Origin of the sequence: Sulfitobacter undariae (genome assembly GCF_014196805.1) — a bacterium.
In the GTDB taxonomy this organism is placed as follows: Bacteria; Pseudomonadota; Alphaproteobacteria; order Rhodobacterales; family Rhodobacteraceae; genus Sulfitobacter; species Sulfitobacter undariae.
This window is the reverse complement of the sequence record NZ_JACIEI010000011.1, coordinates 1-22183: the sequence shown is the minus strand read 5'-3', so window position 1 is coordinate 22183 and position 22183 is coordinate 1. Positions and strand designations below refer to the sequence as shown.

The 22183-nt window shown below is 55.1% G+C and carries 20 protein-coding genes and 1 tRNA gene; 16 read left to right on the top strand and 5 right to left on the bottom strand.

What is annotated here, in order from left to right:
- The first annotated feature begins 117 nt into the window (after positions 1-117).
- The 9 genes from GGR95_RS13600 to hydA all read left to right on the top strand — a co-directional run bounded on the left by GGR95_RS13600 (position 118) and on the right by hydA (position 10002).
- The gene (locus tag GGR95_RS13600) at positions 118-1023 is read left to right on the top strand and encodes a LysR family transcriptional regulator (protein ID WP_184566754.1); all 906 of its coding nucleotides are present in this window, start codon (positions 118-120) and stop codon (positions 1021-1023) included.
- Positions 1024-1156: 133 nt separating this feature from the next.
- Positions 1157-2227, top strand: coding sequence for an ABC transporter ATP-binding protein (locus GGR95_RS13595; RefSeq protein ID WP_184566753.1), 1071 nt, complete (start codon positions 1157-1159; stop codon positions 2225-2227).
- Between the two features lie 46 nt (positions 2228-2273).
- A complete protein-coding gene (locus GGR95_RS13590) occupies positions 2274-3407 on the top strand; it encodes an extracellular solute-binding protein (protein ID WP_184566752.1) in 1134 nt (377 codons plus the stop codon).
- Between the two features lie 58 nt (positions 3408-3465).
- Positions 3466-4308, top strand: a complete 843-nt coding sequence (locus tag GGR95_RS13585; RefSeq protein ID WP_184566751.1) for an ABC transporter permease — start codon at positions 3466-3468, stop codon at positions 4306-4308.
- Complete coding sequence (locus GGR95_RS13580; RefSeq protein ID WP_184566750.1) at positions 4308-5081, top strand: ABC transporter permease; 774 nt, start codon at positions 4308-4310, stop codon at positions 5079-5081. Before GGR95_RS13585 ends, GGR95_RS13580 begins: the two co-directional genes overlap by 1 nt.
- Positions 5078-6445 carry an amidohydrolase family protein gene (locus GGR95_RS13575; RefSeq protein ID WP_184566749.1) on the top strand — a complete coding sequence of 456 codons (1368 nt, stop codon included), beginning with the start codon at positions 5078-5080 and terminating at the stop codon, positions 6443-6445. Before GGR95_RS13580 ends, GGR95_RS13575 begins: the two co-directional genes overlap by 4 nt.
- 18 nt (positions 6446-6463) lie before the next feature.
- Positions 6464-7225, top strand: coding sequence for a DUF1028 domain-containing protein (locus GGR95_RS13570; RefSeq protein ID WP_184566748.1), 762 nt, complete (start codon positions 6464-6466; stop codon positions 7223-7225).
- Positions 7226-7229: 4 nt separating this feature from the next.
- Positions 7230-8513 (top strand): NAD(P)/FAD-dependent oxidoreductase, encoded by a 1284-nt coding sequence (locus GGR95_RS13565; RefSeq protein ID WP_184566747.1) that lies wholly within the window; start codon positions 7230-7232, stop codon positions 8511-8513.
- A gap of 40 nt (positions 8514-8553) precedes the next feature.
- Entirely contained in the window at positions 8554-10002 is a 1449-nt protein-coding gene (gene hydA / locus GGR95_RS13560) for a dihydropyrimidinase (protein ID WP_184566745.1), read from the top strand.
- Positions 10003-10362: 360 nt separating this feature from the next.
- Here the strand turns inward: hydA and GGR95_RS13555 are convergent.
- Both GGR95_RS13555 and GGR95_RS13550 read right to left on the bottom strand, forming a co-directional pair.
- A tRNA-Leu gene (locus GGR95_RS13555) sits at positions 10363-10448 on the bottom strand.
- 116 nt (positions 10449-10564) lie between these two features.
- A complete protein-coding gene (locus GGR95_RS13550) occupies positions 10565-11020 on the bottom strand; it encodes an Lrp/AsnC family transcriptional regulator (RefSeq protein WP_221384922.1) in 456 nt (151 codons plus the stop codon).
- A gap of 132 nt (positions 11021-11152) precedes the next feature.
- Here GGR95_RS13550 and putA point away from each other — a divergent pair, with 132 nt between their 5' ends.
- The 3 genes from putA (at position 11153) to GGR95_RS13535 (ending at position 15770) form a co-directional block, all read left to right on the top strand.
- Positions 11153-14569, top strand: coding sequence for a bifunctional proline dehydrogenase/L-glutamate gamma-semialdehyde dehydrogenase PutA (gene putA / locus GGR95_RS13545; RefSeq protein WP_184566741.1), 3417 nt, complete (start codon positions 11153-11155; stop codon positions 14567-14569).
- A gap of 92 nt (positions 14570-14661) precedes the next feature.
- Positions 14662-15402 carry a rhomboid family intramembrane serine protease gene (locus GGR95_RS13540; RefSeq protein WP_184566864.1) on the top strand — a complete coding sequence of 247 codons (741 nt, stop codon included), beginning with the start codon at positions 14662-14664 and terminating at the stop codon, positions 15400-15402.
- Positions 15399-15770 carry a GFA family protein gene (locus tag GGR95_RS13535; RefSeq protein WP_184566739.1) on the top strand — a complete coding sequence of 124 codons (372 nt, stop codon included), beginning with the start codon at positions 15399-15401 and terminating at the stop codon, positions 15768-15770. The genes GGR95_RS13540 and GGR95_RS13535 overlap by 4 nt, the downstream gene beginning before the upstream one ends.
- Position 15771: 1 nt before the next feature.
- Here the strand turns inward: GGR95_RS13535 and GGR95_RS13530 are convergent, their stop codons facing one another.
- Entirely contained in the window at positions 15772-16557 is a 786-nt protein-coding gene (locus GGR95_RS13530) for an inositol monophosphatase family protein (protein WP_184566737.1), read from the bottom strand.
- 138 nt (positions 16558-16695) lie between these two features.
- On the opposite strand from GGR95_RS13530, the gene GGR95_RS13525 reads away from it, so the two are divergent.
- Positions 16696-17724, top strand: coding sequence for an NADP-dependent oxidoreductase (locus GGR95_RS13525; RefSeq protein WP_184566735.1), 1029 nt, complete (start codon positions 16696-16698; stop codon positions 17722-17724).
- Between the two features lie 110 nt (positions 17725-17834).
- On the opposite strand, the gene GGR95_RS13520 is transcribed toward GGR95_RS13525, so the two are convergent.
- Together GGR95_RS13520 and GGR95_RS13515 are read right to left on the bottom strand one after the other, a co-directional pair.
- On the bottom strand, positions 17835-18479 hold the full coding sequence (locus GGR95_RS13520; protein ID WP_184566733.1) for a hypothetical protein: 645 nt from the start codon (positions 18477-18479) through the stop codon (positions 17835-17837).
- Positions 18480-18546: 67 nt separating this feature from the next.
- On the bottom strand, positions 18547-19452 hold the full coding sequence (locus GGR95_RS13515; protein WP_184566731.1) for a LysR family transcriptional regulator: 906 nt from the start codon (positions 19450-19452) through the stop codon (positions 18547-18549).
- A 105-nt stretch (positions 19453-19557) separates the two neighbouring features.
- On the opposite strand from GGR95_RS13515, the gene metF reads away from it, so the two are divergent.
- The 3 genes from metF to GGR95_RS13500 all read left to right on the top strand — a co-directional run bounded on the left by metF (position 19558) and on the right by GGR95_RS13500 (position 21776).
- A complete protein-coding gene (metF, locus tag GGR95_RS13510) occupies positions 19558-20424 on the top strand; it encodes a methylenetetrahydrofolate reductase [NAD(P)H] (protein ID WP_184566729.1) in 867 nt (288 codons plus the stop codon).
- A gap of 61 nt (positions 20425-20485) precedes the next feature.
- On the top strand, positions 20486-20968 hold the full coding sequence (locus GGR95_RS13505) for a PaaI family thioesterase (protein WP_184566727.1): 483 nt from the start codon (positions 20486-20488) through the stop codon (positions 20966-20968).
- A 424-nt stretch (positions 20969-21392) separates the two neighbouring features.
- Positions 21393-21776 (top strand): hypothetical protein, encoded by a 384-nt coding sequence (locus tag GGR95_RS13500; RefSeq protein WP_184566725.1) that lies wholly within the window; start codon positions 21393-21395, stop codon positions 21774-21776.
- Positions 21777-22183 lie beyond the last annotated feature (407 nt).

Below are 22183 nucleotides of genomic sequence, written 5' to 3'. Positions count from 1 at the left end.
CAAGCCCGGCCCGTCATGTTCAAACGGCAATGGCGGTTGCCCTACATACTTGCTAGCCAGTCAGGCAATAAGTATGAAATAAATATTAGACCCAATTAAATAACTGAAAGTTATATCATGATAAACGCGCGCCAGCTCGAAGTTCTCTCTACCGTGATCGAAGTCGGCACCACTGCACGCGCCGCACAACTGCTCAATGTCAGTCAGCCCGCAATCAGCAACATGATCCGCCACACCGAAGACGCCATCGGGTTTCCGCTGTTCAAGCGAGAGCACGGCCGCCTGATTCCCACCAAAGAAGCGCTGCACATCGCGCAAGAGGCGCAGCATTTATTCATGCAGCAAAAGCGCATTGATAACATGATCGGAGAGCTGAAAGGTGGCACCGTTGGCCGCTTGAGCATTGTTGCAACCCCGTCAATCGGTCACAGTATTTTACCAAGGGTGCTGGGGCTATTTATGCAAACGCGTCCGAAGCTCAAATTGTCTATCGAGCTGGGTAGCATTGATGAAATCACCCGTCGATTGGGCAGTGGCCGTACCGATCTGGGGCTTTCAATCACTCCACCAAGGCTTTCAGCCGTCCATGTTCGTGAAATTGGCGATGGTCATCTGATGTGCATTTGCCCACCAGATCACGAATTGGCGCTGATGGAACGCGTGTCGGTGACCGATCTGAACCATGTGGCGCATATTTCTTACGCAGCTCGCACCCCGTTAGGGCAAACGATTGATAATATTTTCTCCGATCAGGGGCTTGAGCGCCGGTTCTTTTGTGAGGTGCGCCACACCGCGACCGCGCTGGAAATGGTGCGCAATGGATTGGGCGTTGCGTTGGTCGACAGCTTTGCCTTAATCGGCCACCAGACGACGTCCATCGCCATACGTCCAACCAAACCTGCGCTCCCCATCAAGATGCACGGCATCACCTCAAAACTTTTTCCGACCTCAAACATCGCCATGCAATTTCAAAGCTTCCTGTCAGACTACCTAAAGCAGGAAGGGGCAAAAGCTGTAACCTAGCCTCAATCTATAACTGCTGATTATACAAAGGGGCCTCTTTTTTATTTCATTATTGCCCTCTCGCATGATCCCTTTCTGTTGAAACGAGGCCCCTCTGGGACTTCAAGATGCGCAGAATGGAAATGTTTAAAAGATGGCCTCCCCAATTCTCTCGATCAGCGATGCAGTTAAGACCTACGGCGATACGCATGCCCTAAATCAGGTCAACCTAGATGTCGCCGAAGGTGAATTTTTGACCCTTTTAGGTCCATCAGGATCGGGCAAAACCACGCTACTCAGCGCGATTGCAGGATTTATCAAAATGGATAGTGGCAAGCTGACGTTGCGCGCCGAAGACATCACAAACCGCCCTCCAGAGCACCGCGACTTTGGCATGGTGTTTCAGGGATACGCATTGTTCCCCACCATGACGGTACGCGAAAACGTCGCCTTTCCGTTAAAAGTGCGCAAAAAGCCATCCTCGGAGATCACCAAACGTGTGAACGAAGCGCTCGAAATGGTGCAGATGGGAGCCTTTGCTGATCGTATGCCGTCCCAACTGTCGGGCGGTCAACAGCAACGGATAGCTCTAGCCCGTGCCATGTCCTTTAGCCCGCAAGTACTGCTGTTGGATGAACCCCTGTCGGCGCTGGATAAGAAACTGCGTGCCGATTTGCAGTGGGAACTGAAAGCGTTGCACAACCAATTGGGCGTGACGTTTATCTATGTAACCCACGATCAGGACGAAGCGCTGTCAATGTCCGACCGTATCATCATCTTGAAAGATGGTGGCATCCAGCAACAAGGCGATCCCAATACGCTGTATAACCGCCCACGTAACAAATTTGTTGCTGACTTTTTAGGCAAGTCGAATTTTATCGACGTGACCGTAAAGGGCCAGACCAACAGCACGCTGCACTGCACCGCACAAGATGTCGCGTTTGACGTCGAAACCGATACAACCAACACCACTGGTGATACCGTTAAACTGGCCCTTCGCCCCGAACGCCTGAAACTTGGCGCACCCAATGAAGAATTCCTGCCTGCGGTTGTCAAACAAGTCAGCTATTTGGGCGAACGCTGTCAGGTCATTGTTACACACAAAACGCTGGGCGAGATGCTGGTGTCTTGCCCGACATGGAAAACAGACATCACGCCCGTTGCGGGCCTCACCGTGAGCATCGGCTGGGAACCCGACGCACCTGTAGTACTCGCAGACAACTAAAGGGGCAAAAGACCCCGCCTTCTCCCTCCCCAACAAGGATATCATCATGACTGATACAACAGATTTCGAAGCCAAACGCGACATCGCTGAAATCGCGGTCGAGCGTTATAAACAAGGCCGCCTAACACGCCGCGGTTTTGTTGCCGCAATGGGCGCATTGGGCGTGCTGCCTGCCTTGGGCAGCAAAGCACATGCACAAGCCAAAGAGATCATTGTCGTCAACTGGGGCGGCGCAGCAAAGGACGTTCTACAAGAAGTCCTGTGTGACACATACACCGCCGAAACAGGCATTCCTGTCATCGTAGACGGCTCCGGCCCCTCTGCTGGTAAAATCCGTGCCATGGTCGAAAGCGGCGCAGTGGTTTGGGATCTGTGCGACAGTGGCGCTGGATCAGCCATTATTCTTGAACAGCAAGGCATGACCCAGCCGATTGATTATTCGATCGTCGACAAATCCAAAGTGCTGGAAGGCACCGCCTATAAAAACGGCGTAGGCAACTATGTCTATTCCTACGTTTTGGCAACCAACCCCAAAATGCTGGGCGGCAATGTGCCCCAAACATGGGAAGACGTTTGGAACGTCAAAGACTTCCCTGGCATGCGGACTTTCCGTAAATCTGTACGCGGCCAATTGGAATGTGCGACGATGGCCCAAGGCGTACCATTGAACGAAGTTTACGAGGCGCTTGGCACCCAAGACGGTATCAATGCCGCCATTGCCAAATTTCGCGAACTACGCGAAAATATCATCGTTTGGGGGTCAGGCAGCGATAGCCAGAACCTGTTCTTGCAAGAAGAAGTCGCCATCGGCAACATCTGGTCTACCCGCGCCCACCTCCTAAAAGATCAGATGGATAAAGACGCCTTCAACGTGAGCTTTAACGGTGGCGTTATCGCACCTGGTATCTGGGTCGTCCCAAAAGGAAACCCCGCTGGCACCGAGGAAACGATGAAATTCATCGCACATGGTCAAAAGCCCGAATTACAGGTGAAATGGCTTGAGATGATCGGTTCTGGCCCAGTGAACCCGGAGGCAGCTGAGCTGGTTCCTGCGGAACTGGCCCCCTATAACCCGTCAAGCCCTGAAAATCTGGCGACACAGATCCTCTACAACGATGAATGGTACGCCAAAAACCAGATCGCCGCCGAAGAGCTCTATGTAGACGCGTTGATTAACTAACCTCCCCTGCGTGCCAGAGCTCAAATCTGGCACGCCACTTGATCTTTCAGGAGTCAAAATGCCACGTATTAACGAAAAGGTCAGCTATTGGATGTTGGTCGCTCCAGCACTGGCAATCATGGTGATCTTCTATATCGTACCTGTGCTAGGCATCTGGAAGATCGCTTTTACAGAACCCGAAACCGGGGTCGCAAATTTCGTCGCAATGGCGGGCTCCAACGCGGTAAAAACCAGTTTTATCATCACCTTCCGCGTGGCAGCCATCACCACAATTGGGTGTCTGATCCTCGGCTATATCGTGGCCTATGCAATCAGCAATTTCGCGTCCAAATTCACCCCTCTCATGGTGGCCTTGGTCATTTTGCCATTCTGGGTATCGGTTTTGATCCGCTCGTTCAGCTGGATTGTCCTGCTGGGCCGCTCTGGCATTGTGAATGATACCCTGAAAGGTGCCGGTCTGATCGACGCACCTTTGCGACTGATGCACAATGAAACAGGCGTGTTGATCGCGATGATCCACGTCATGCTGCCTTTTGCCATTCTGCCGATGCTGACAAACATGCGAGGCATCTCGGGTGCTTATGTCCAAGCGGCCCGCAGTCTGGGCGCCAGTGAATGGACCGCCTTTCGCCAAGTGTATTTCCCCCAAACGATGCCTGGCGTCATGTCCGGCGCATTGTTGGTCTTTGTTCTATCGCTTGGTTTCTTCGTCACGCCAGCGTTGCTGGGAGGCGGACGCGTACTGATGATCTCCGAATACATCACGTACCAAATTCAGGAATTCCTGAACTGGGGCCTCGGCTCAGCGCTCTCCGTTGCCTTGCTTATCGCCACCGCCCTTGTCCTTTTGATCGCCGCGCGCTTCGTCAATCTGCGCTCTGCCTTGTTGGAGCGAAAATAATGCAACGATCCGCTTTTCAAATCTTTTTCCAGACAGGTGCCTGGACGGTTATTGCCTTTCTTGTACTGCCCTTGCTCGTCGTGCTGCCGATTTCTTTCACCGACACCAGCTATATCGGCCTGCCCAAAGAGGGGCTGTCCCTACAGCACTATGTGAACTACTTCACCGATCCCAAATGGTTGGGGGCCACATGGACCAGCGTGTGGATTGGGGTTGTCGTCGCGACCTGCGCCACTGTTCTGGGCACAGCCTTTGCCATTGGTTGCTGGTTTCTGTCTGATCGCGCTTCATCTATTGCCCGCTGGGTGTTGATCACGCCTATCTTGGTCCCCCCTGTTGTACAATCTTTGGGCTTTTACCGCTTTTGGGTCGTCTTGGGGCTAATCGACACACATGTCGGCGTCATCCTTGCGCATACATTGCTGGCCCTGCCCTATGTCTCGATTTCGGTGTTTGCAGCACTGACCAATCTTGATCGCAACATCCCCCGCGCCGCCCGCAGCTTGGGCGCGTCGGTTATGCAGACCGTCTGGGCCGTTGTGGTCCCCGCAGCCAAACCTGGGATTGCTACAGGATTTATCTTTGCCTTCATCGTCAGCTTTGATGAAATCGTGGGCGTGTTGTTCATCACTGTGCGCCGCGTCAGCACCTTGCCCAAAATGATATGGGAAGGCATCCAAGACAACATCGACCCGACCATCGCCGCCGTTGCAACCGTGCTGGTTGTCATCACCCTTGTCGCCACAGCCATCGGAGTGATGCGCAAAAAATGACCCGTAAATTATTAAAGAACGCCCGCTATATCTCACATGAAACGGGCCTGCCCAAAGTCCGCAGCGGCCACATCGCCATTCAGGGCAGCAAAATCGTTGCCATTACCGATACGTTGGCAGGTACAGATTTCGACGAGTTTGAGCCGCTGGACATGTCTGACAAGCTTGTCTCACCCGGCTTGATTAACGCCCACACCCACGCGGTTTTACTGGTATTACGCGGTACCGTTGAGGATATTGAGGGTAACTTAGTCTATCAATACATGGTCCCAGCCTCCTATCTGCTAGAACCAAAGGAACGTGCCGCGATTGCACGCCTCGCTTGTGCCGAAGCCATCCGATCGGGTACCACCACCATGGTTGACCCGCTACGCCATGTTGCCGATTACGCCCCTGCGATGATCGAAACAGGCATGCGCCTATGGCTGGCAGAAAGCTGCGCAGATGCAGTAACCACCGAAGTAGGCAGTGGAAAATACCGTTTTGACCGCGAATTTGGTGAAACCTTTCTGACCCGCACCCGCGACCTTATTGAACAATTTCACGGTAGCGAAGATGACCGCGTGCGCGTCATGATCGCCGCCCATGCCCCTGACAACTGTAGCCCTTGGATGCTGGGACAGCTAACCGATCTGGCGCGCAAACACGGGCTGCGCCGCACGGTTCACCTGAGCCAGATCATCAGCGAAAAAGAGCAAGTAGAGAGCCTACATGGCTGCACTTCTACCGAATATCTAGACCGCAACAATTTCCTCGGTGACGATCTACTGGCAGTGCATTGGACATTCTGCAACGACAGCGATGTGGCGCGGCTCGCTGAAACCGGCACATGGCTGGCCCACTGCCCTTCGTCAATGTCTGCCAAAGGCCCGCACCCGCTTCCCATGCGTGCGATCTTAGATAACAATGTCAAAATCGTGCTTGGCACAGACAATATGACCGAAGATATGTTCCATGCCATGAAAGTGGGGCTAACCCTGCATCGAGGTGCTTATCAGCGTGCGGTCACACCGACGCCGCAACACGTGTTCAACTATGCCACTGTGAATGCCGCGCGCGCATTGGACCACTCTGGCATTGGCAGCATCGCTGTCGGTATGAAAGCCGATCTGGCGATGTTTGATTTGATGACGCCGGCGCTGTCGCCGCGCGTTTCAGCCATCTCTAACATCGTGCATTATGGCCACCCCGGTACTGTCACCGATACAATGGTTGATGGCCGCTTTTTGATGCGCGACCGCGTGCTGACCACCATTGACGAACGCGCGGCGGTGCAAGAGGCCCAAGCCGCAACAGAGGCGATGTGGCAACGTTTTGGTGCTGAAGACCGCGGCGTACCGCTGCCTTCCACCGATCTTTACTGACTCAAGAGGAATACGCCCGTGACCTTTTCTATTATTGGCCGATGCGCCCGCACAGGTGCCTTTGGGGCCGCCATTACAACATCCGATCTGGCCGTCGGAGGACGCTGTGTCAGGCTGGCCCATGGCAAAGGCGCAATGCTCTCGCAGCACCGCACCGATAGCCGCTTGGGCGATCTAGGCATTTCACTGCTTGCCAGCGGCAAGAACGCTGATCAAACTGTCTCTGCGGTGTGTAATTCCACCAATGACATCGAATGGCGCCAGATCGGTGCTTTGGATGCTAAAGGCGCAGCCTCAGTCTATCACGGCAGGCGCATGTATTCCATTTTCACCCATACCTCTGACAAAGATTGTCTGGCGCTGGGAAACATTTTGGCAAATGACCGGATTACCCGAAGCATGGCTGATGCATTCATCCAAGACCCCGATCTGCCTCTGGCAGAACGGTTGATGCAAGCGCTTGAAGCAGGCCGCGATGCCGGAGGCGAGATCAAAGGCCCTCTGCGATCTGCTGCTGTGCGCGTTACTGGGGAACATGGCATTGATGCTGTAGACCTGAGAATTGATATTTCCGAGCAGGCCGCCATCGACGATCTGCGTGTTCTACTGAACGCCTACGGCAAACGCGCGGATACTTTGCGCGAAGTGGCACTGGCTCCTGACGGTATCCCAGTGATGCGCAGCCTGTTTGACGCCAGCATCGAACGCATCGCCGAACTGGGCCTGGAAGATCGTTTTCCCACAGCCAGAAACCAAGGAAACTGGTCAATTAGAGACTGAGATCATGACCCAAGAGAACAATTACTGGGACAGCATCCCCTCCGATACACCTGACAGGCCCGCCCTGCCCGACCGCACCGATATTGCTGTAATTGGCGCAGGTTACACGGGGCTCTCGGTTGCTTTGCACCTTGCCCGCGCAGGTCGCGATGTCACGGTTTTCGAAGCGGGCGGTATTGGCGCAGGTTGTTCTTCTCGCAATGGTGGTATGGTGGGCCCCAGTTTCCACAAACTCGGTTCGGCTGGCTTGCTCTCTCGTTACGGCGAGCAAAAGACCCTAAGTATCATGCGCGAAGGGCTAATGGCTTTGGCGTATTTCGAAGAGTTTGTGCAGCAAGAGGGCATTGAGTGCGATCTTCAAATGCAAGGTCGCTTTAGGGGCGCGCGTACAGGTGCCGATTACGACAGCACAGCGCGTGAATGTGACTGGCTGGGCAAAAATCTGGGGCTGCCATTTGACATGGTTCCGCAGGCGGACCAACGCTCGGAAATAGGCAGCGATTTTTACCGAGGCGGCGTTGTGTATCACCGCGACGGTAATATCCATCCCCGCAAATTAGTACTGGGATTGGCTGATCTCGCCGTGGCTGCCGGTGTGCGGATCATTACCAATTGTCCAGTCACGGCCCTGTGCCACAATGACAAGAAAACGATAGTTAAAACCCGCCTTGGAACAGTTCAGGCTGGCGAAGTGGTCATGGCCACCAATGCCTATTCGGACCGCGCCGCCAAAGCGATGAAGCGCCGCATTGTGCAAATCCGTACTGCGGCTGTCGCCACCGAAGAGTTATCTCCCCAGATGATGGCCGAATTGTCCCCCAAGGGACGCTCCCTTGGGGAATCGGGGCGGGTTTTTATGTGGTTTCGCCCCACACCAGACGGCAAACGCTTTATCTTTGGAGGCCGTATCGGAACGCCCGGCGGCAGCCCTGATAGACAGCGCAAAGCGTTTGCCACATCCGCCACCAGAGTGTTTCCGCAGCTTAAAAATGTGGCATTCAGCCATGTTTGGTCTGGCGATGTGGCCTATACGACGGATCACAGCCCCCATATTGGATTTGAGGATGGCGTTTGGCTTGCAGGCGGGTATTGCGGATCGGGCGTAACCCGCAGCATTTATTTCGGCATGAAACTGGCTCGCAAGATTCTCGGCGAACCCGATGCAGACACGGCCTTTGACGATCTGTCTTTTACCCCTGTGCCGTTCATGCCAATTTCAGGCGCAGTGGCCGGATTAATGACGAAATGGTATGCCTATCAGGACGCACGAGATTTGCTGCGGCGGTAACAAAACCGCCTCTCCAGTAGCTTTTGAAAAGGAAATGATAATGGAATTTGATACAGTTATTCATGACGGCACAGTCAGCACAGCAACCGATACCTTCAAGGCAGACATTGGCATAGCAAATGGCCGCATTGCCGCCATCGCAGAGCATCTTTCAGGTGGGGCGCAGCGGATCGACGCAGGCGGGCGTTTAGTTCTGCCAGGAGGCATCGAGGCACATGCCCACATCGCGCAAGAAAGCTCCTCTGGCGTCATGTCAGCGGATGACTACCTAAGCGGTTCTATCTCGGCGGCTTTTGGTGGCAATTCATCCTTTATTCCCTTTGCCGCACAGCAACGTGGCCAATCCATTGACGATGTTATTGCAACCTATGATGCACGCGGTGCACGCTCTGTGTTGGATTACAGTTACCATCTGATCATTTCCGACCCGACCCCAGAGGTGTTGCACGAACAACTCCCCCGCGCCTTTGCACGCGGTATTACGTCATTCAAAGTCTTCATGACCTATGATTTGATGAACATCGGTGACGCTGGCATGTTGGATATTCTAACCGTTGCCCGCCAGCATGGCGCCATCACCATGGTCCATGCCGAAAACAACGATATGGTAAAATGGATGAACAAGCGCTTGGCCGATGGTGGCCATACCGCCCCCAAGTTCCACGCCGTATCCCGCCCCGAACTCGCCGAAGAAGAAGCCATAAATCGGGCAATCTCTCTGGCCAAACTGGTGGATGCGCCTTTATTCATTGTCCATGTTTCTACCGCTGGCGGCGCACAGATTGTGCAACGCGAAATTCTATCGGGCACGCGCTTGTTTGCAGAAACCTGCCCACAATACCTTGCCCTGACACGTGATGATCTGGACCGCCCCGGAATGGAGGGGGCCAAGTTCATCTGCTCGCCGCCCCTGCGTGACACGGCCACCCAAGACGCCCTGTGGAAGCATGTGCAATCAGGTACATTTACGTCTGTAAGCTCGGATCATGCACCGTACCGTTATGACGAGACAGGCAAATTTCTAAACGGCTTCGATGCCCCTTACCCTAAGATCAGCAATGGCATGCCCGGCATCGCCGCGCGCCTGCCCTACTTGTTTTCTGAAGGCGTGGTGAAAGGGCGGATCAGTTTACAGCAGTTTGTCGCATTGTCTTCAACAAATGCGGCCCGCACGTTTGGCATGACCAACAAAGGCAGCATCGCCCCGGGCATGGATGCAGACATTGCAATTTGGGATCCTGAAACGAGCCGCACGATGAGCCTCGCTGATCAACACGACAACATGGATTACACGCCGTTTGAGGGAATGGAACTGACAGGGGTTCCGGAGACTGTATTGAACCGAGGGGCCTTTGTTACACATAAGGGCAAGCTGATCGCGCAAGAAGGCCAAGGCAAATTTGTTGCCCGCGCTCCCATGGAAATGGGCCCGAGAAAGTATCTCGCCAAAGAGCGCAACCCACTGAACAACTTTGGCGTTGATATTTAGAGGGAGGTTCTCGGTTGGCATAACGCGACAGAACAAACCTAGCGTCAGCAAAAAAAAGCGACCCTCCCTTAAGACATCACAATAACCTTTAGGGGCGCCCTGTCAGGCGTCGGCGTTTCTGCATTAACAGCCTGCGCAATGCAGGTTTCCAAATAGTGAGGTATCCCTAGATTTGTAGACGCTTTGTGTGCAGCGCAGTTGGCGGTGCTGGCAAACAAAAGAAAACAATACTTGTAGAGCCTATTTATTACAACAAATGCCACAGCTGAAACGCTTCCCATAGTATAGCGGTCAGCTTGGGGGCTGCATCTGCGGCCCCTTTTTATTTTTCTTATTTCTCAATGAGATAAGTAGCTAAAGTGGTGCGGGCGGGGGGACTCGAACCCCCACGGGCATACGCCCAACAGATTTTAAGTCTGGTGTGTCTACCATTCCACCACGCCCGCAACCGGCGGTTTAGCTCAGTCCCATACGCCCCAAATAGAGAGAGCAGCAGGGTTCTGCGCGTCAACACGTCGGTTGGTATACGTATTGCGTCACAAAACCAAGTGCATTTAGCGCCTTATGTGCCCTCAGATAACATCACTTCCTTAACCGCCTCCATCGCCACATAGGTCGAAGTCGAGCCAACATGCGGCAGCGCGGAAATCGTATCGCCCAAAAACGAGCGATAGCTGTTCATATCGCGGGTGCGTACCTTGAGCAGGTAATCGAAATTACCGGCAATCATATGCGCCTGTTCGATCTGCGGCACACGCGAAACAGCTTTGTTGAACGCCGTCAGCGCTGCTTCTCGCGTGTCGGTCAGGCGCACTTCTACAAATGCCACGTGATCCACCCCCAACCGGATAGGGTTCAACATCGCGCGGTAGCCCAGAATAACGCCGTTTTCCTCCAACCGACGCAGCCGCGCTTGGGTTGGAGATTTTGACAATCCTATCCGCTTTGCAAGATCCGTGATGCTTATGCGACCATCTTCTGCCAGAGTACTGAGAATCGCTTGATCGAACTGATCCAAGTCAGAAGTGTTTTGAACCACGATTTCCTCCAAAATAAAGTCAAAAACTATTGCATCAGGGTAATCTTCAGGAAACTTGACTGCAAGACCTAAGGTACACCGAGGTATATCCCTTTTGTTTGGAGTGGCCAAATGGCACGCAATACCCCCTCTTCTCTCCGCGCTACCATTGATAACAACACCTATAGTAATGCGAATAGCGTTTTAGAGACGTTGATTGAGTCAGCAGCCCTCACCCAAACAGACCGCGCCACAATCAGCGAAACAGCGGCTGGATTGGTCCGTGACATTCGCAACTCTACTGCGCCGGGCCTGATGGAAGTTTTTCTTGCGGAATATGGTCTCTCCACCGACGAAGGCGTTGCGCTGATGTGTTTGGCCGAGGCCCTGTTGCGTGTGCCCGATGCCGAAACCATGGATGCATTGATTGAGGATAAAATCGCCCCTTCCGATTGGGGCCGTCACATGGGGCATTCCACCTCGACGATGGTAAATGCCTCCACTTGGGCGCTGATGCTGACAGGCCGCGTGTTGGACGATGAACAACCCGGCCCCGTGCGCCACCTGCGCGCCGCGATCAAGCGGCTGGGCGAACCTGTGATTCGTACCGCTGTGGCGCGGGCCATGAAAGAAATGGGCCGCCAGTTTGTCTTGGGTGAAGACATCAAAGGCGCAATGAAACGCGCTGCGGGGATGGAGGCCAAGGGCTTCACCTATTCCTACGACATGCTGGGAGAAGCCGCCCGCACCGAATCCGACGCCCGCCGATACCACCTGAGCTATTCTGACGCGATCTCGTCCATTGCGCGGGGCTGCACGCACGAAGACATCCGCCGCAATCCGGGCATCTCTGTCAAACTGTCTGCACTGCACCCACGATATGAAGTGGCGCAAGAAACCTCGGTGATGCGCGATCTGGTGCCACGCTTGCGCGCGCTGTGCTTGCTGGCCAAATCTGCAGGCATGGGCCTGAACGTCGATGCAGAAGAGGCAGATCGCCTTGGTCTGTCGCTGGATGTGATCAACGCCGTGATGTCAGAACCCGCACTTGAGGGCTGGGACGGCTTTGGCGTTGTCGTGCAGGCCTATGGCCCCCGCGCAGGCGACGCGATTGATGCGCTCTACCAAATCGCCCAAACCCATGATCGCCGTATTATGGTGCGTCTGGTCAAAGGCGCTTATTGGGACACTGAAATCAAACGCGCACAGGTTGAGGGCGTGGATGGTTTTCCCGTTTTCACCCGCAAAGCCGCCACTGACGTCAGCTATATCGCCAATGCACGCAAATTATTGGGCATGACGGATAGGATTTACCCGCAATTCGCCACTCATAACGCGCATACGGTCGCTGCGGTTCTGCACATGGGCCACGATAAAGAAACCTATGAGTTCCAGCGTCTGCATGGCATGGGCGAAACCCTACACAAGATCGTGCTGGCCAAATACAACAGCCGCTGCCGCATCTATGCGCCTGTGGGCGCGCATAAAGATTTGCTGGCCTATCTGGTCCGCCGCCTACTGGAAAACGGCGCAAACTCCAGCTTCGTCAACCAGATCGTTGATGAAAACGTGCCGCCCGAAGAAGTCGCGGCTGATCCATTTACCAAACTCGCAGATACGGTTCCCGTGATCCCCACAGGGGCCGAGATGTTTCACCCATTGCGCGTGAATTCCATCGGTTTTGACATCACCCATACCCCGACCTTGACGGCCATTGAGCAAGCACGCGCAGCATTCGCAGATCACACATGGGCCTGCGCACCACTGGTCGCAGGCGGCGCAACTGGTGGCCCTGCGCAGGAGGTCCAAAACCCCGCGGGCGTTGGCGCATCCCCCGGCACAGTCCACCCCGCAACAGCCGCAGACGTGGCCCAAGCCTTAGACGCAGCCACACCTTGGGCGGCACCGCTAGAAGAACGCAACGCCGCGCTCTTGCGTGCCGCCGACATCTATGAGGAACGCTATGGCGAGATTTTCGCCCTGCTCACCCGTGAGGCAGGCAAAGGCATTCCCGATTGCGTTGCCGAACTGCGCGAAGGCGTGGATTTCCTGCGCTATTACGCCGCCCAAGCCACCAACATGCCACCCGCAGGTGTTTTCACATGCATTTCACCGTGGAACTTCCCTTTTGCGATCTTCTTAGGCCAGATCAGCGCCGCGCTGGCCGCTGGCAACGCCGTTCTTGCCAAACCAGCCGAGCAAACACCGCTGATCGCCCATCTGGCCATCAGCATCCTGCATGAAGCAGGCGTGCCCGACACTGCCTTGCAACTGCTGCCCGGCGGCGGCGATGTGGGGGCTGCGTTGACCTCGGATGTGCGGATCAATGGTGTGGCCTTCACCGGCTCCACCGCCACCGCCCAGCGCATCCGTGCCGCCATGGCCGATCACTGCGCACCCGGCACCGCGCTGATTGCCGAAACAGGGGGCCTGAATGCGATGATCGTCGACAGCACCGCCCTGCCCGAGCAAGCCGTGCAAGCCGTAGTAGAGAGCGCCTTTAAATCCGCAGGCCAACGCTGCTCGGCGCTGCGCTGCCTTTATGTACAAGAAGACATCGCCGAACCGCTGCAAAAGATGCTGATCGGCGCGATGCAAACCCTGAAGATGGGTGACCCATGGCACCTCAGCACCGATGTCGGCCCCGTCATCGACGCGGCCGCCCGCAAAGGCATCGCCGAACATATCGAAACGGCCCGCAATGAAGGCCGCCTGATTGCCGAGTTAAAATCACCCGATCACGGCACCTACATTGCCCCGACCATCATCCGCGTAAACGGCATCAGCGATCTCAAGCGTGAAATCTTTGGTCCTGTCTTGCACATCGCAACCTTCAAATCGCATGAGCTGGACAAGGTCATCGACGCCATCAACGCCACCGGATACGGCCTGACCTTTGGCCTTCACACCCGTATTGATGACCGTGTGCAACACGTCTCTGAACGGATCGAGGCGGGCAATATTTATGTTAACCGCAACCAGATCGGTGCCATTGTCGGCTCGCAACCCTTTGGCGGCGAAGGCTTGTCTGGCACAGGCCCCAAAGCAGGCGGCCCTAACTATCTGCCGCGCTTCTCGGCGCCAGACATGGCTGAGCAATCCCCCGCATGGGACAACGCAGGCACCTTGCCCGCCCTGCCAGATCACACAACCGTCTTCCTCGATACGCTCTCTCTCCCCGGCCCAACGGGCGAAAGCAACCGCCTCTCGACGCTGCCACGCCCCGCAATCCTCTGCCTTGGCCCGACAGCCGACACCGCAGCGGCACAAAAACGCGCAGTCGAAGCTTTGGGCGGTGTTGCTGTCGAAGTTAGTGGTGGCATCACGGCAGATGCCCTCGCCTCTGGGCCAGACTTTGGCGGCATCTTGTGGTGGGGCGATGCAGATACGGCACGCAGCTATGAGAAAGCACTGGCAACCCGCAGTGGCCCGATCATCCCGCTGATGCGTGGCCTACCCGACACCGCCCGTGTCCGGCTGGAGCGTCACGTCTGCGTCGATACGACTGCTTCTGGTGGCAACGCCGATCTGCTGGGCGCGGTTGCCTAAACTACGCCTCCCCGTGCGGATCACACCGCGCGGGGAAACCTCGCCAGAACATGGCCTTGACGCCCGCACAGCAATCGCAGAACGTGGCGCTTATGTTTCCAATCCGTGATCATAACCCTTCTGGCCGCATTCCCTATGTGACCTACGCGCTGATGGCCGCAAACATCGGCATTTTTCTCAGCATGTTGCCGATTTCCGAGGATCAACAGGCGCTTAATCTGTTCTATTACAATTACGCTCTGCTGCCGCGCCGTGTGATGGCAGGTGACGGCCTCGGCGCGCTGCTCAGCTCACAATTCCTTCATGCAGGTTACATGCATCTGGCAGGCAACATGTTGTTTTTGTGGATATTTGGTGACAACGTTGAAGACGAGATGGGCCACATGCCCTTTCTGGGATTCTACCTGCTGGCAGGCGTCCTGTCGGGCCTCGCCCAAGTCGCAACCGATCCCACATCCTATGTCCCGATGGTGGGCGCATCTGGTGCTATTGCGGGCGTCATGGGTAGTTATCTGTTGCTGTTTCCCAAAGCCAAAGTCGATATCTTTGTGTTTTTCATCATCTTCTTTCGGATCTTTCCAATCCCGGCGTGGATCATGCTGATGCTCTGGTTTGGTATGCAATTTGTCGGCGGTATCGGCACCCCTGCGGGTGTAGGGGGCGTTGCCTATTGGGCCCATGCAGGGGGGTTCATCGCAGGTATCCTGCTGTCCTTGCCCCTATGGCTGCGCCTTGGTGGCCCGCGTTTCTGGCGCGTTACCGACGGCCACCCGCCCCACCCTGAGGCGCAATATATCCTGCCCAGTTCCTTGCCCAAGGTAAAACGCAAATGAGCATGGACATCACCGCCAGCTGCCACTGCGGCGCATGTGCGATCAGTGCCACAGTGCCAAACGGGCTCACCGATGCCGCCCGCTGTACATGTTCGTTTTGCGCACGCCGTCAGGCTGCCGCCGTTACGGCCACAACCGCCAGCGTACAGGTCATCAAAGGCGCGGACTCCCTACAACTCTACAGTTGGGGAACACACACCGCGAAACATTATTTTTGCAAAACCTGTGGCATCTACCTCTACCATCAACGCCGTAGTGACCCTGCGCAATGCGGAATCAATCTGGGCTGTATCGAGGGTGTAAACACATGGGAGCATGAACCGCTCCCTTGGACGGATGGCGTCAACCATCCGTCAGATCGCAGCTAAATCAGCCGCGCACAACTTTGGAGAAGTTGGTAAAGATCGCTTCATTGGAGGCAATGATTTCACCGTCAACCAACACATCACCGCGCGGATTAATCGCTTCGACCAACCCACCGGCTTCTTTCACGATGATCACACCAGCGGCCAGATCCCAAACGTTCAAACGACGTTCCCAGAACCCATCATAGCGCCCCGCAGCGACATAAGCCAAATCAAGCGCCGCAGCGCCCCAGCGGCGCACGCCTGCGCAGGTCGGCGCAATACGCGCCATGTCTTGCAACGTGGCTGGCAGGTCCGAACGTCCGCCAAAAGGAATCCCCGTTGCAAAGATTGATTCGATCATCTTGTTGCGGCCCGACACGCGCAAGCGGCTCTCGTTCAGCCATGCACCTGCCCCCTTCTCGGCATAAAACATTTCGTCTTTAGCGGCGTCAAAAACAACCCCCGCGACGATCTGGCCTTTATGCTCTAGCGCGATGGACACTGCCCAATGCGGCAAGCCGTGCAAGAAGTTGGTGGTGCCGTCCAGCGGATCAACGATCCAACGGCGTGTTGGGTCTTCGCCCTCTTCTGCACCGCCCTCTTCGGCGATCCAGCCATAAGTCGGACGCGCACCGCGCAGTTCTTCCTTAAGGATGCTCTCGGCGTTGATATCCGCACGGCTGACGAAATCGCCCGCACCTTTCATGGATACCTGAAGCTGTTCTACTTCACGAAAGTCTTTAACCAAGGCGCGGCCGGCTCTGCGCGCGGCTTTGATCATGATGTTAAGATTTGCACTGCCAACCATGTCATTTCGGCCTTTTCTGAATGGATTAAACGTCCTCATAGGACGAAGCCCACAAAAAGCCAAGACCCAGTGACGCAGCGTGCCCCTTGCACCTCGATTCAACTGCACTACCGTTGCAATGAAACAAAAGGAGCCCCCATGACTGAAATGATGAAACAGATTGCCCTCGCCAGCCGCCCCAACGGTGCGCCAACTCCTGAAAACTTCCGCCTCGAAGAACTGCCAATCCCCACACCGGGTGAAGGCGAAGTCCTTGTGCGCGTTCACTATATGTCGCTCGACCCTTATATGCGCGGCCGCATGGATGATTCGAAATCCTACGCTGCCAACATCCCCGTTGATGGCAAAATGGAAGGCGGCTCGGTCGGCGAAATCATCGCCTCCAATGCAGACGGTTTTGAAGTAGGTGAATTTGTCATGGGCGGCTTTGGTTGGGCCACACATGCCGCAGTTCCCGCCACAGGTCTTGCCAAAGTAGACCCGAAAACCGCTCCTATCACCTATTCGCTTGGTGTTATGGGCATGCCCGGCTTTACGGGATGGTTGGGCCTGACCGAATTTGGCAGACCAAAATCAGGCGAAACACTTGTTGTTGCAGCGGCCACAGGCCCTGTTGGTTCTATGGTGGGTCAAGTCGCCAAATCCATGGGCCTGCGCGTTGTGGGCATCGCAGGGGGGCCGGATAAATGCAAAATGGCGGTTGAGCAGTTCGGCTTTGACGAATGCCTTGACCACTACGCCTATGATACCGCCTCTGCCTTGCGCAAAGACCTCAAGGCCGCCTGCCCCAAAGGCATCGACATCTACTTTGAAAACGTCGGCGGCAAAGTGCTGGAAGCAGTATTGCCCCTGATGAACCTTCATGGCCGTATTCCTATCTGCGGCATGATCGCATGGTACAACGGCACCTCCGAAGTCGACAACGGCCTGTCAGGTCAACAAATCTGGCGTCACATCCTCGTCAGCTCACTCAGCGTGAACGGCTTCATCATCTCCAACTTCTGGAACCGCCTCGGTGATTTCCACAAAGCAGTTGGCCCGATGATCGCAAAGGGCGACATTGCTGTGCAAGAAGACATCACCGAAGGTCTGGAAAATGCGCCAGACGCCTTTATCAAGCTGCTCACAGGCGGCAACACTGGCAAAGCCATGGTAAAAGTCATCTAACCCAAAACAAGACGCGCGCCGCCGAACAGGTGGCGCGCGTGCCTTTGTGCAGCATTCCCCCTCAGCACAAACAGCTTCCGACCGCTGTGTTTAGGGCCGGCTTGGGTGCCTTATTGCAACCGTGCCGAAAAATTTGAGCATCCTTCGCCAACCAGATGCACCAACCCAATAGCATTCCCCATAAGCATCGGATCTTCTTCAAAACTATCAATAAGAACAAGAAACCCGTCATCTTCGCGCGTTTTCCAAACCCCTAAAACCTGCTCCATTGGATTGTCAAATTCACTCTCAAAGTCAGGTTCCGGCTGTTGGAACGGTACAGGTTGCCAATCGGTCCTTTGGGTTATGGCCGCCATAATCTCCGATGCCGCGGCAGCCATTTTTTCATCAACTTCATCATACTCCAAAGGCGTCTCTTGCAACGGGCAGGTCTGTAGCACTGGAATGGGCATGAAGAACATTAACGCCAGCTCATCCTCATCTGCATCCTCTTCGCTGTCTTTGAACGCAGCGGTTTTATCCCACCACCAATCTTGCACACGTTCAGCCATAGGCCCGATCCAGGATGTCGGCGCACCCAGCTTATCCAGCTCCTCCATCGTCATATCCAACCCCGCCAGCATCCGCTCGGTTTGGTCTTGATACGCCTTCTCCACCATCTGCCCCCCCGCTTCGCTCAGGGCTTCTTGGGCGATGGCAACCGCACGCTCTACCGCCTCAGGCAATGGCGTCAGGAATAGTTCAGTTTCGCTCATAATCGTTACCCTCAAATACGCTAAGCCATAGCGCCAGATGCACGTGATGTGGCAGATATCAAACCAGTCAAACCGCCTGTAGCTTACGCGCCTCTTTCCCCGCCAATCCCAATAATTCCTGCATAAACGGCTTTTCACGGTCTTCCCTGCGGATCGCAGCATAAAGCCTGCGCGTGATCCCCCCTTTGGTCAAAGGCCGTGTCACATAATCCGAGGAATATTTCACCTCGCGCACCACCCAATCCGGCAGCACAGACACACCGCGATTAGATGCAACCAACAGCAAGATGACCGCCGTCAATTCCACCTGCCGAATGTGTGCGGGTTCCACTTTGGCAGGGATCAACAACTGGCTAAAGACATCCAGCCTTGTGCGCTCTACCGGATACGTGATCAACGTCTCGTCACGGAAATCCTCTGCTTCTACATAGGGCTTCTTGGCCAAAGGATGTGTGCTAGCTGCGACAAAAACCGCTTTGTAATCAAACAACTCGATGAAATCGACACCATCAATCTCTTCTGGGTCCGAGGAAATCACCAAATCCACTTCCTGCCGCAACAGCGCAGGCAGCGCGTCGAACGCCAGACCGGGGCGGATATCCACATCTACCTCGCCAAAGCTGCGGCGAAATTGCTCCAGCACGGGAAACAGCCACTCAAAACACGCGTGACACTCAATCGCGATGTGCATGCGGCCGGTGCTGCCCTCTCGCAGACCGCTGAACTCATCTTGCAACGCCGCCACCTGCGGCAACACTTGCTCTGCCAGCTTCAACAGCCGCTGCCCCGCCGGAGACAGTTTCAACGGCTTGGAACGGCGCACAAACAGCTCGACCCCTGCTTGGTCCTCCAACCCCTTCACCTGATGGCTCAGCGCGGATTGGGTGATGTTCATCATCTCTGCCGCTTTGGCCAAACCGCCTGCACGGTCAATGGCTTGGATGGTACGCAGATGGCGAAATTCGATATGCATGTTAAATCCCTCATGAGGCTGGACTCATGTAAATGATGAGAGTTATGAATTTGTCTCATGCGCAATACTATGCAACAAGGGGTGAAATCAACAAGGATGCCAGTCATGACAACCCCCGCCGTATCATTCGAAGTCTTTCCACCGAAATCCGTCGATGCTGCGTTCAAGCTGTGGGACACGGCACAGGCTCTGGCGCCGCTTGAACCACGGTTTTTCTCTGTCACCTACGGCGCTGGCGGCACCACTCGTGATCTGACCCATGACGCCGCCCATGTGCTGCACCGCACGTCCAAGCTGCCCGTCTCTGCGCATCTGACATGCGTTGGTGCCAGCGTCGCCGAGACCATGGAAATCGCCGAGAAGTTTCACGCCGCCGGTGTGACCGAAATCGTCGCCCTGCGCGGTGATCCAGAAGGCGGCGCGTCCAAATTCACCCCCCATCCCGAAGGGTTCAAAAACTCGGTTGAGCTGATTGAGGCTTTGGCCTTGCTGGATAAATTCACCATCCGCGTAGGCGCCTATCCCGAAAGCCACCCTGACGCGGTCAGCCAGCACGCCAATATCCAATACCTCAAACGCAAGTTTGACGCAGGTGCGGATGAAGCTCTGACGCAGTTCTTCTTTGAAACAGAAAGCTTCTTACGCTTTCGCGATCAATGCGCTGCCGCAGGTATCACCAAACCCATCGTGCCGGGCATCATGCCGATCACCAACTGGAATTCGGCCCGTAAATTCGCTGCCATGTGTGGCACAAACATCCCCGAGTGGATGGACGAAGCCTACCGTGCTGCCGAACGCGATGGCCGGACCGAACTGCTCTCCACCACACTTTGCACCGAAATGTGCAGCGAATTGGTGGCGGAAGGCGTCGACGCCCTGCATTTCTACACCCTCAACCGCCCCGAATTGACACGCAATGTCTGCCGCGCATTGGGTGTGACACCACAATCCGACCTTTCAAACGTGGCGTAACATTTGCCACGCGCCATTGCGGGGCTCTAGGCTGTGGCAAACGTCACACTCGGAGTCCCCTATGCCACGTATCGCCACATCCCCCGCCGATCTGCTCAGCACGTCCGAAGCGCTTGAACTCAGCGGTTTGGAATTCATGCAAAAAATTCTGGATGGCACCAACCCTGGCCCACCCATCGGCGCAACCATCGGTTATACATTACACAGCGTCGAAGCAGGCCACTGCGTGTTCCGCGGCACACCCGAATTCTCCATGACCAACCCGATGGGCACCGTACACGGCGGCTGGTACGGCACGCTTTTGGACAGCGCCATGGCCTGCGCTGTCATGACACGGGTGCCGCGCGGATCGGTCTACACCACCTTGGAATACAAGATTAACATCCTGCGTTCGATCCCCTTGGGCATGACCGTAGATTGCACAGGCATCGCGGACCACGTGGGCCGTTCAACCGGCGTTGCACATGGCGAAATCAGAGGCGTCGAAGACGGCAAACTCTACGCCACAGGCTCCACCACCTGCATTGTTATGAAAATCGGCTGAGACACGGCCTGCTGGCGTTCGCTAACAGTAATTTTTTGGAAAACTGTCTGGGTGCAATGAACGGCTGATGCAAACGGATATTATCAACGACACCTCTGGCGGAACCAACCATTCCCCCAGAGTTGACGAACGCGATTTAACGCTTGGACGTCTTAGACTTCGGTACAATCGTACCGAGCTGTCGCTAGAAAAATCGGTACTGTTACAAGTCGTTTCATACTAGTTTCTTAAATGATCAGATATTCAGTTGCTAAGAACGTTGGACTGTGTGCGTGTAAATGCACCCTCTTGGCGCGCGACTATCGCGATGGCGCCTGTGGCCCCGATTAGCCAAGCCGCTTCACCTGAGAGTTTTTTTGCCGAGATTGTTGCACGACCAATTTGTTGATTAAGGGCAGCCACACTGGAAGGAAAATTACCGCCTTTGGGCGTGACCGAACATTGGCCCAGCCCACCACCATTTGAATCACTTGAAAGAGCAGCGGTCGCCGTGGCGCTCTTAAAACGTCGCATCCCTTTGCGCGTACCTATTTCTTTAAAACCGAGTGATAGCAAAGCTGGCAGCGCTGCGTTCGGATCCTTTGAAGTGTTAATACATGCAGTTATAAACGCAGCGGTGGCATCTTGGCTTGCCGTACTCAAAGCCCCCTGCGCAGGACGTCCCGTGTTATTAACAGATGGCTCGCTTGTAACACATCCAGCCAAACCAAGCGCCAAAGCGATTCAAACAAACTTCATCAATAATCTCCAAACAATTTTTCCAACGCTACCCCAAGGCCACGTTTTTTTAAAAGCCATCTGGTTGTGAAATTTCGGCGCATAGATTTGTCTTTTCCCGAAAGCGGTCATGGGTGCAAATTGCAGCTAAACTCCGCTTCGAGCCCGGAATGGCCGATGCTGCGAGTTGTACAAATGTCCGCTTTATTTATCGAATACAACTTCGACTGCGGCTAACATACGAACAACCGGAACGTTTTATTAGAAAGCTTGAAATGAGAGCACTGCGGCAGCCGAGGATTGAGGACCTGAGGAAACAAATACTCCACGACATCCCCTGCAACACATCGGAAGATCGCGCAGACCTTCAGAGCAAAAGCTTTGCAGACGTGATGAGAGTCTACAGTAAGCGGTGCGCCCACCCCACCTTCCTTGTGAGCCCCTGATCTGAGATTCAGCCCTGACAGATGGATTATAAGGGAGTTTCTCCATGGAGCG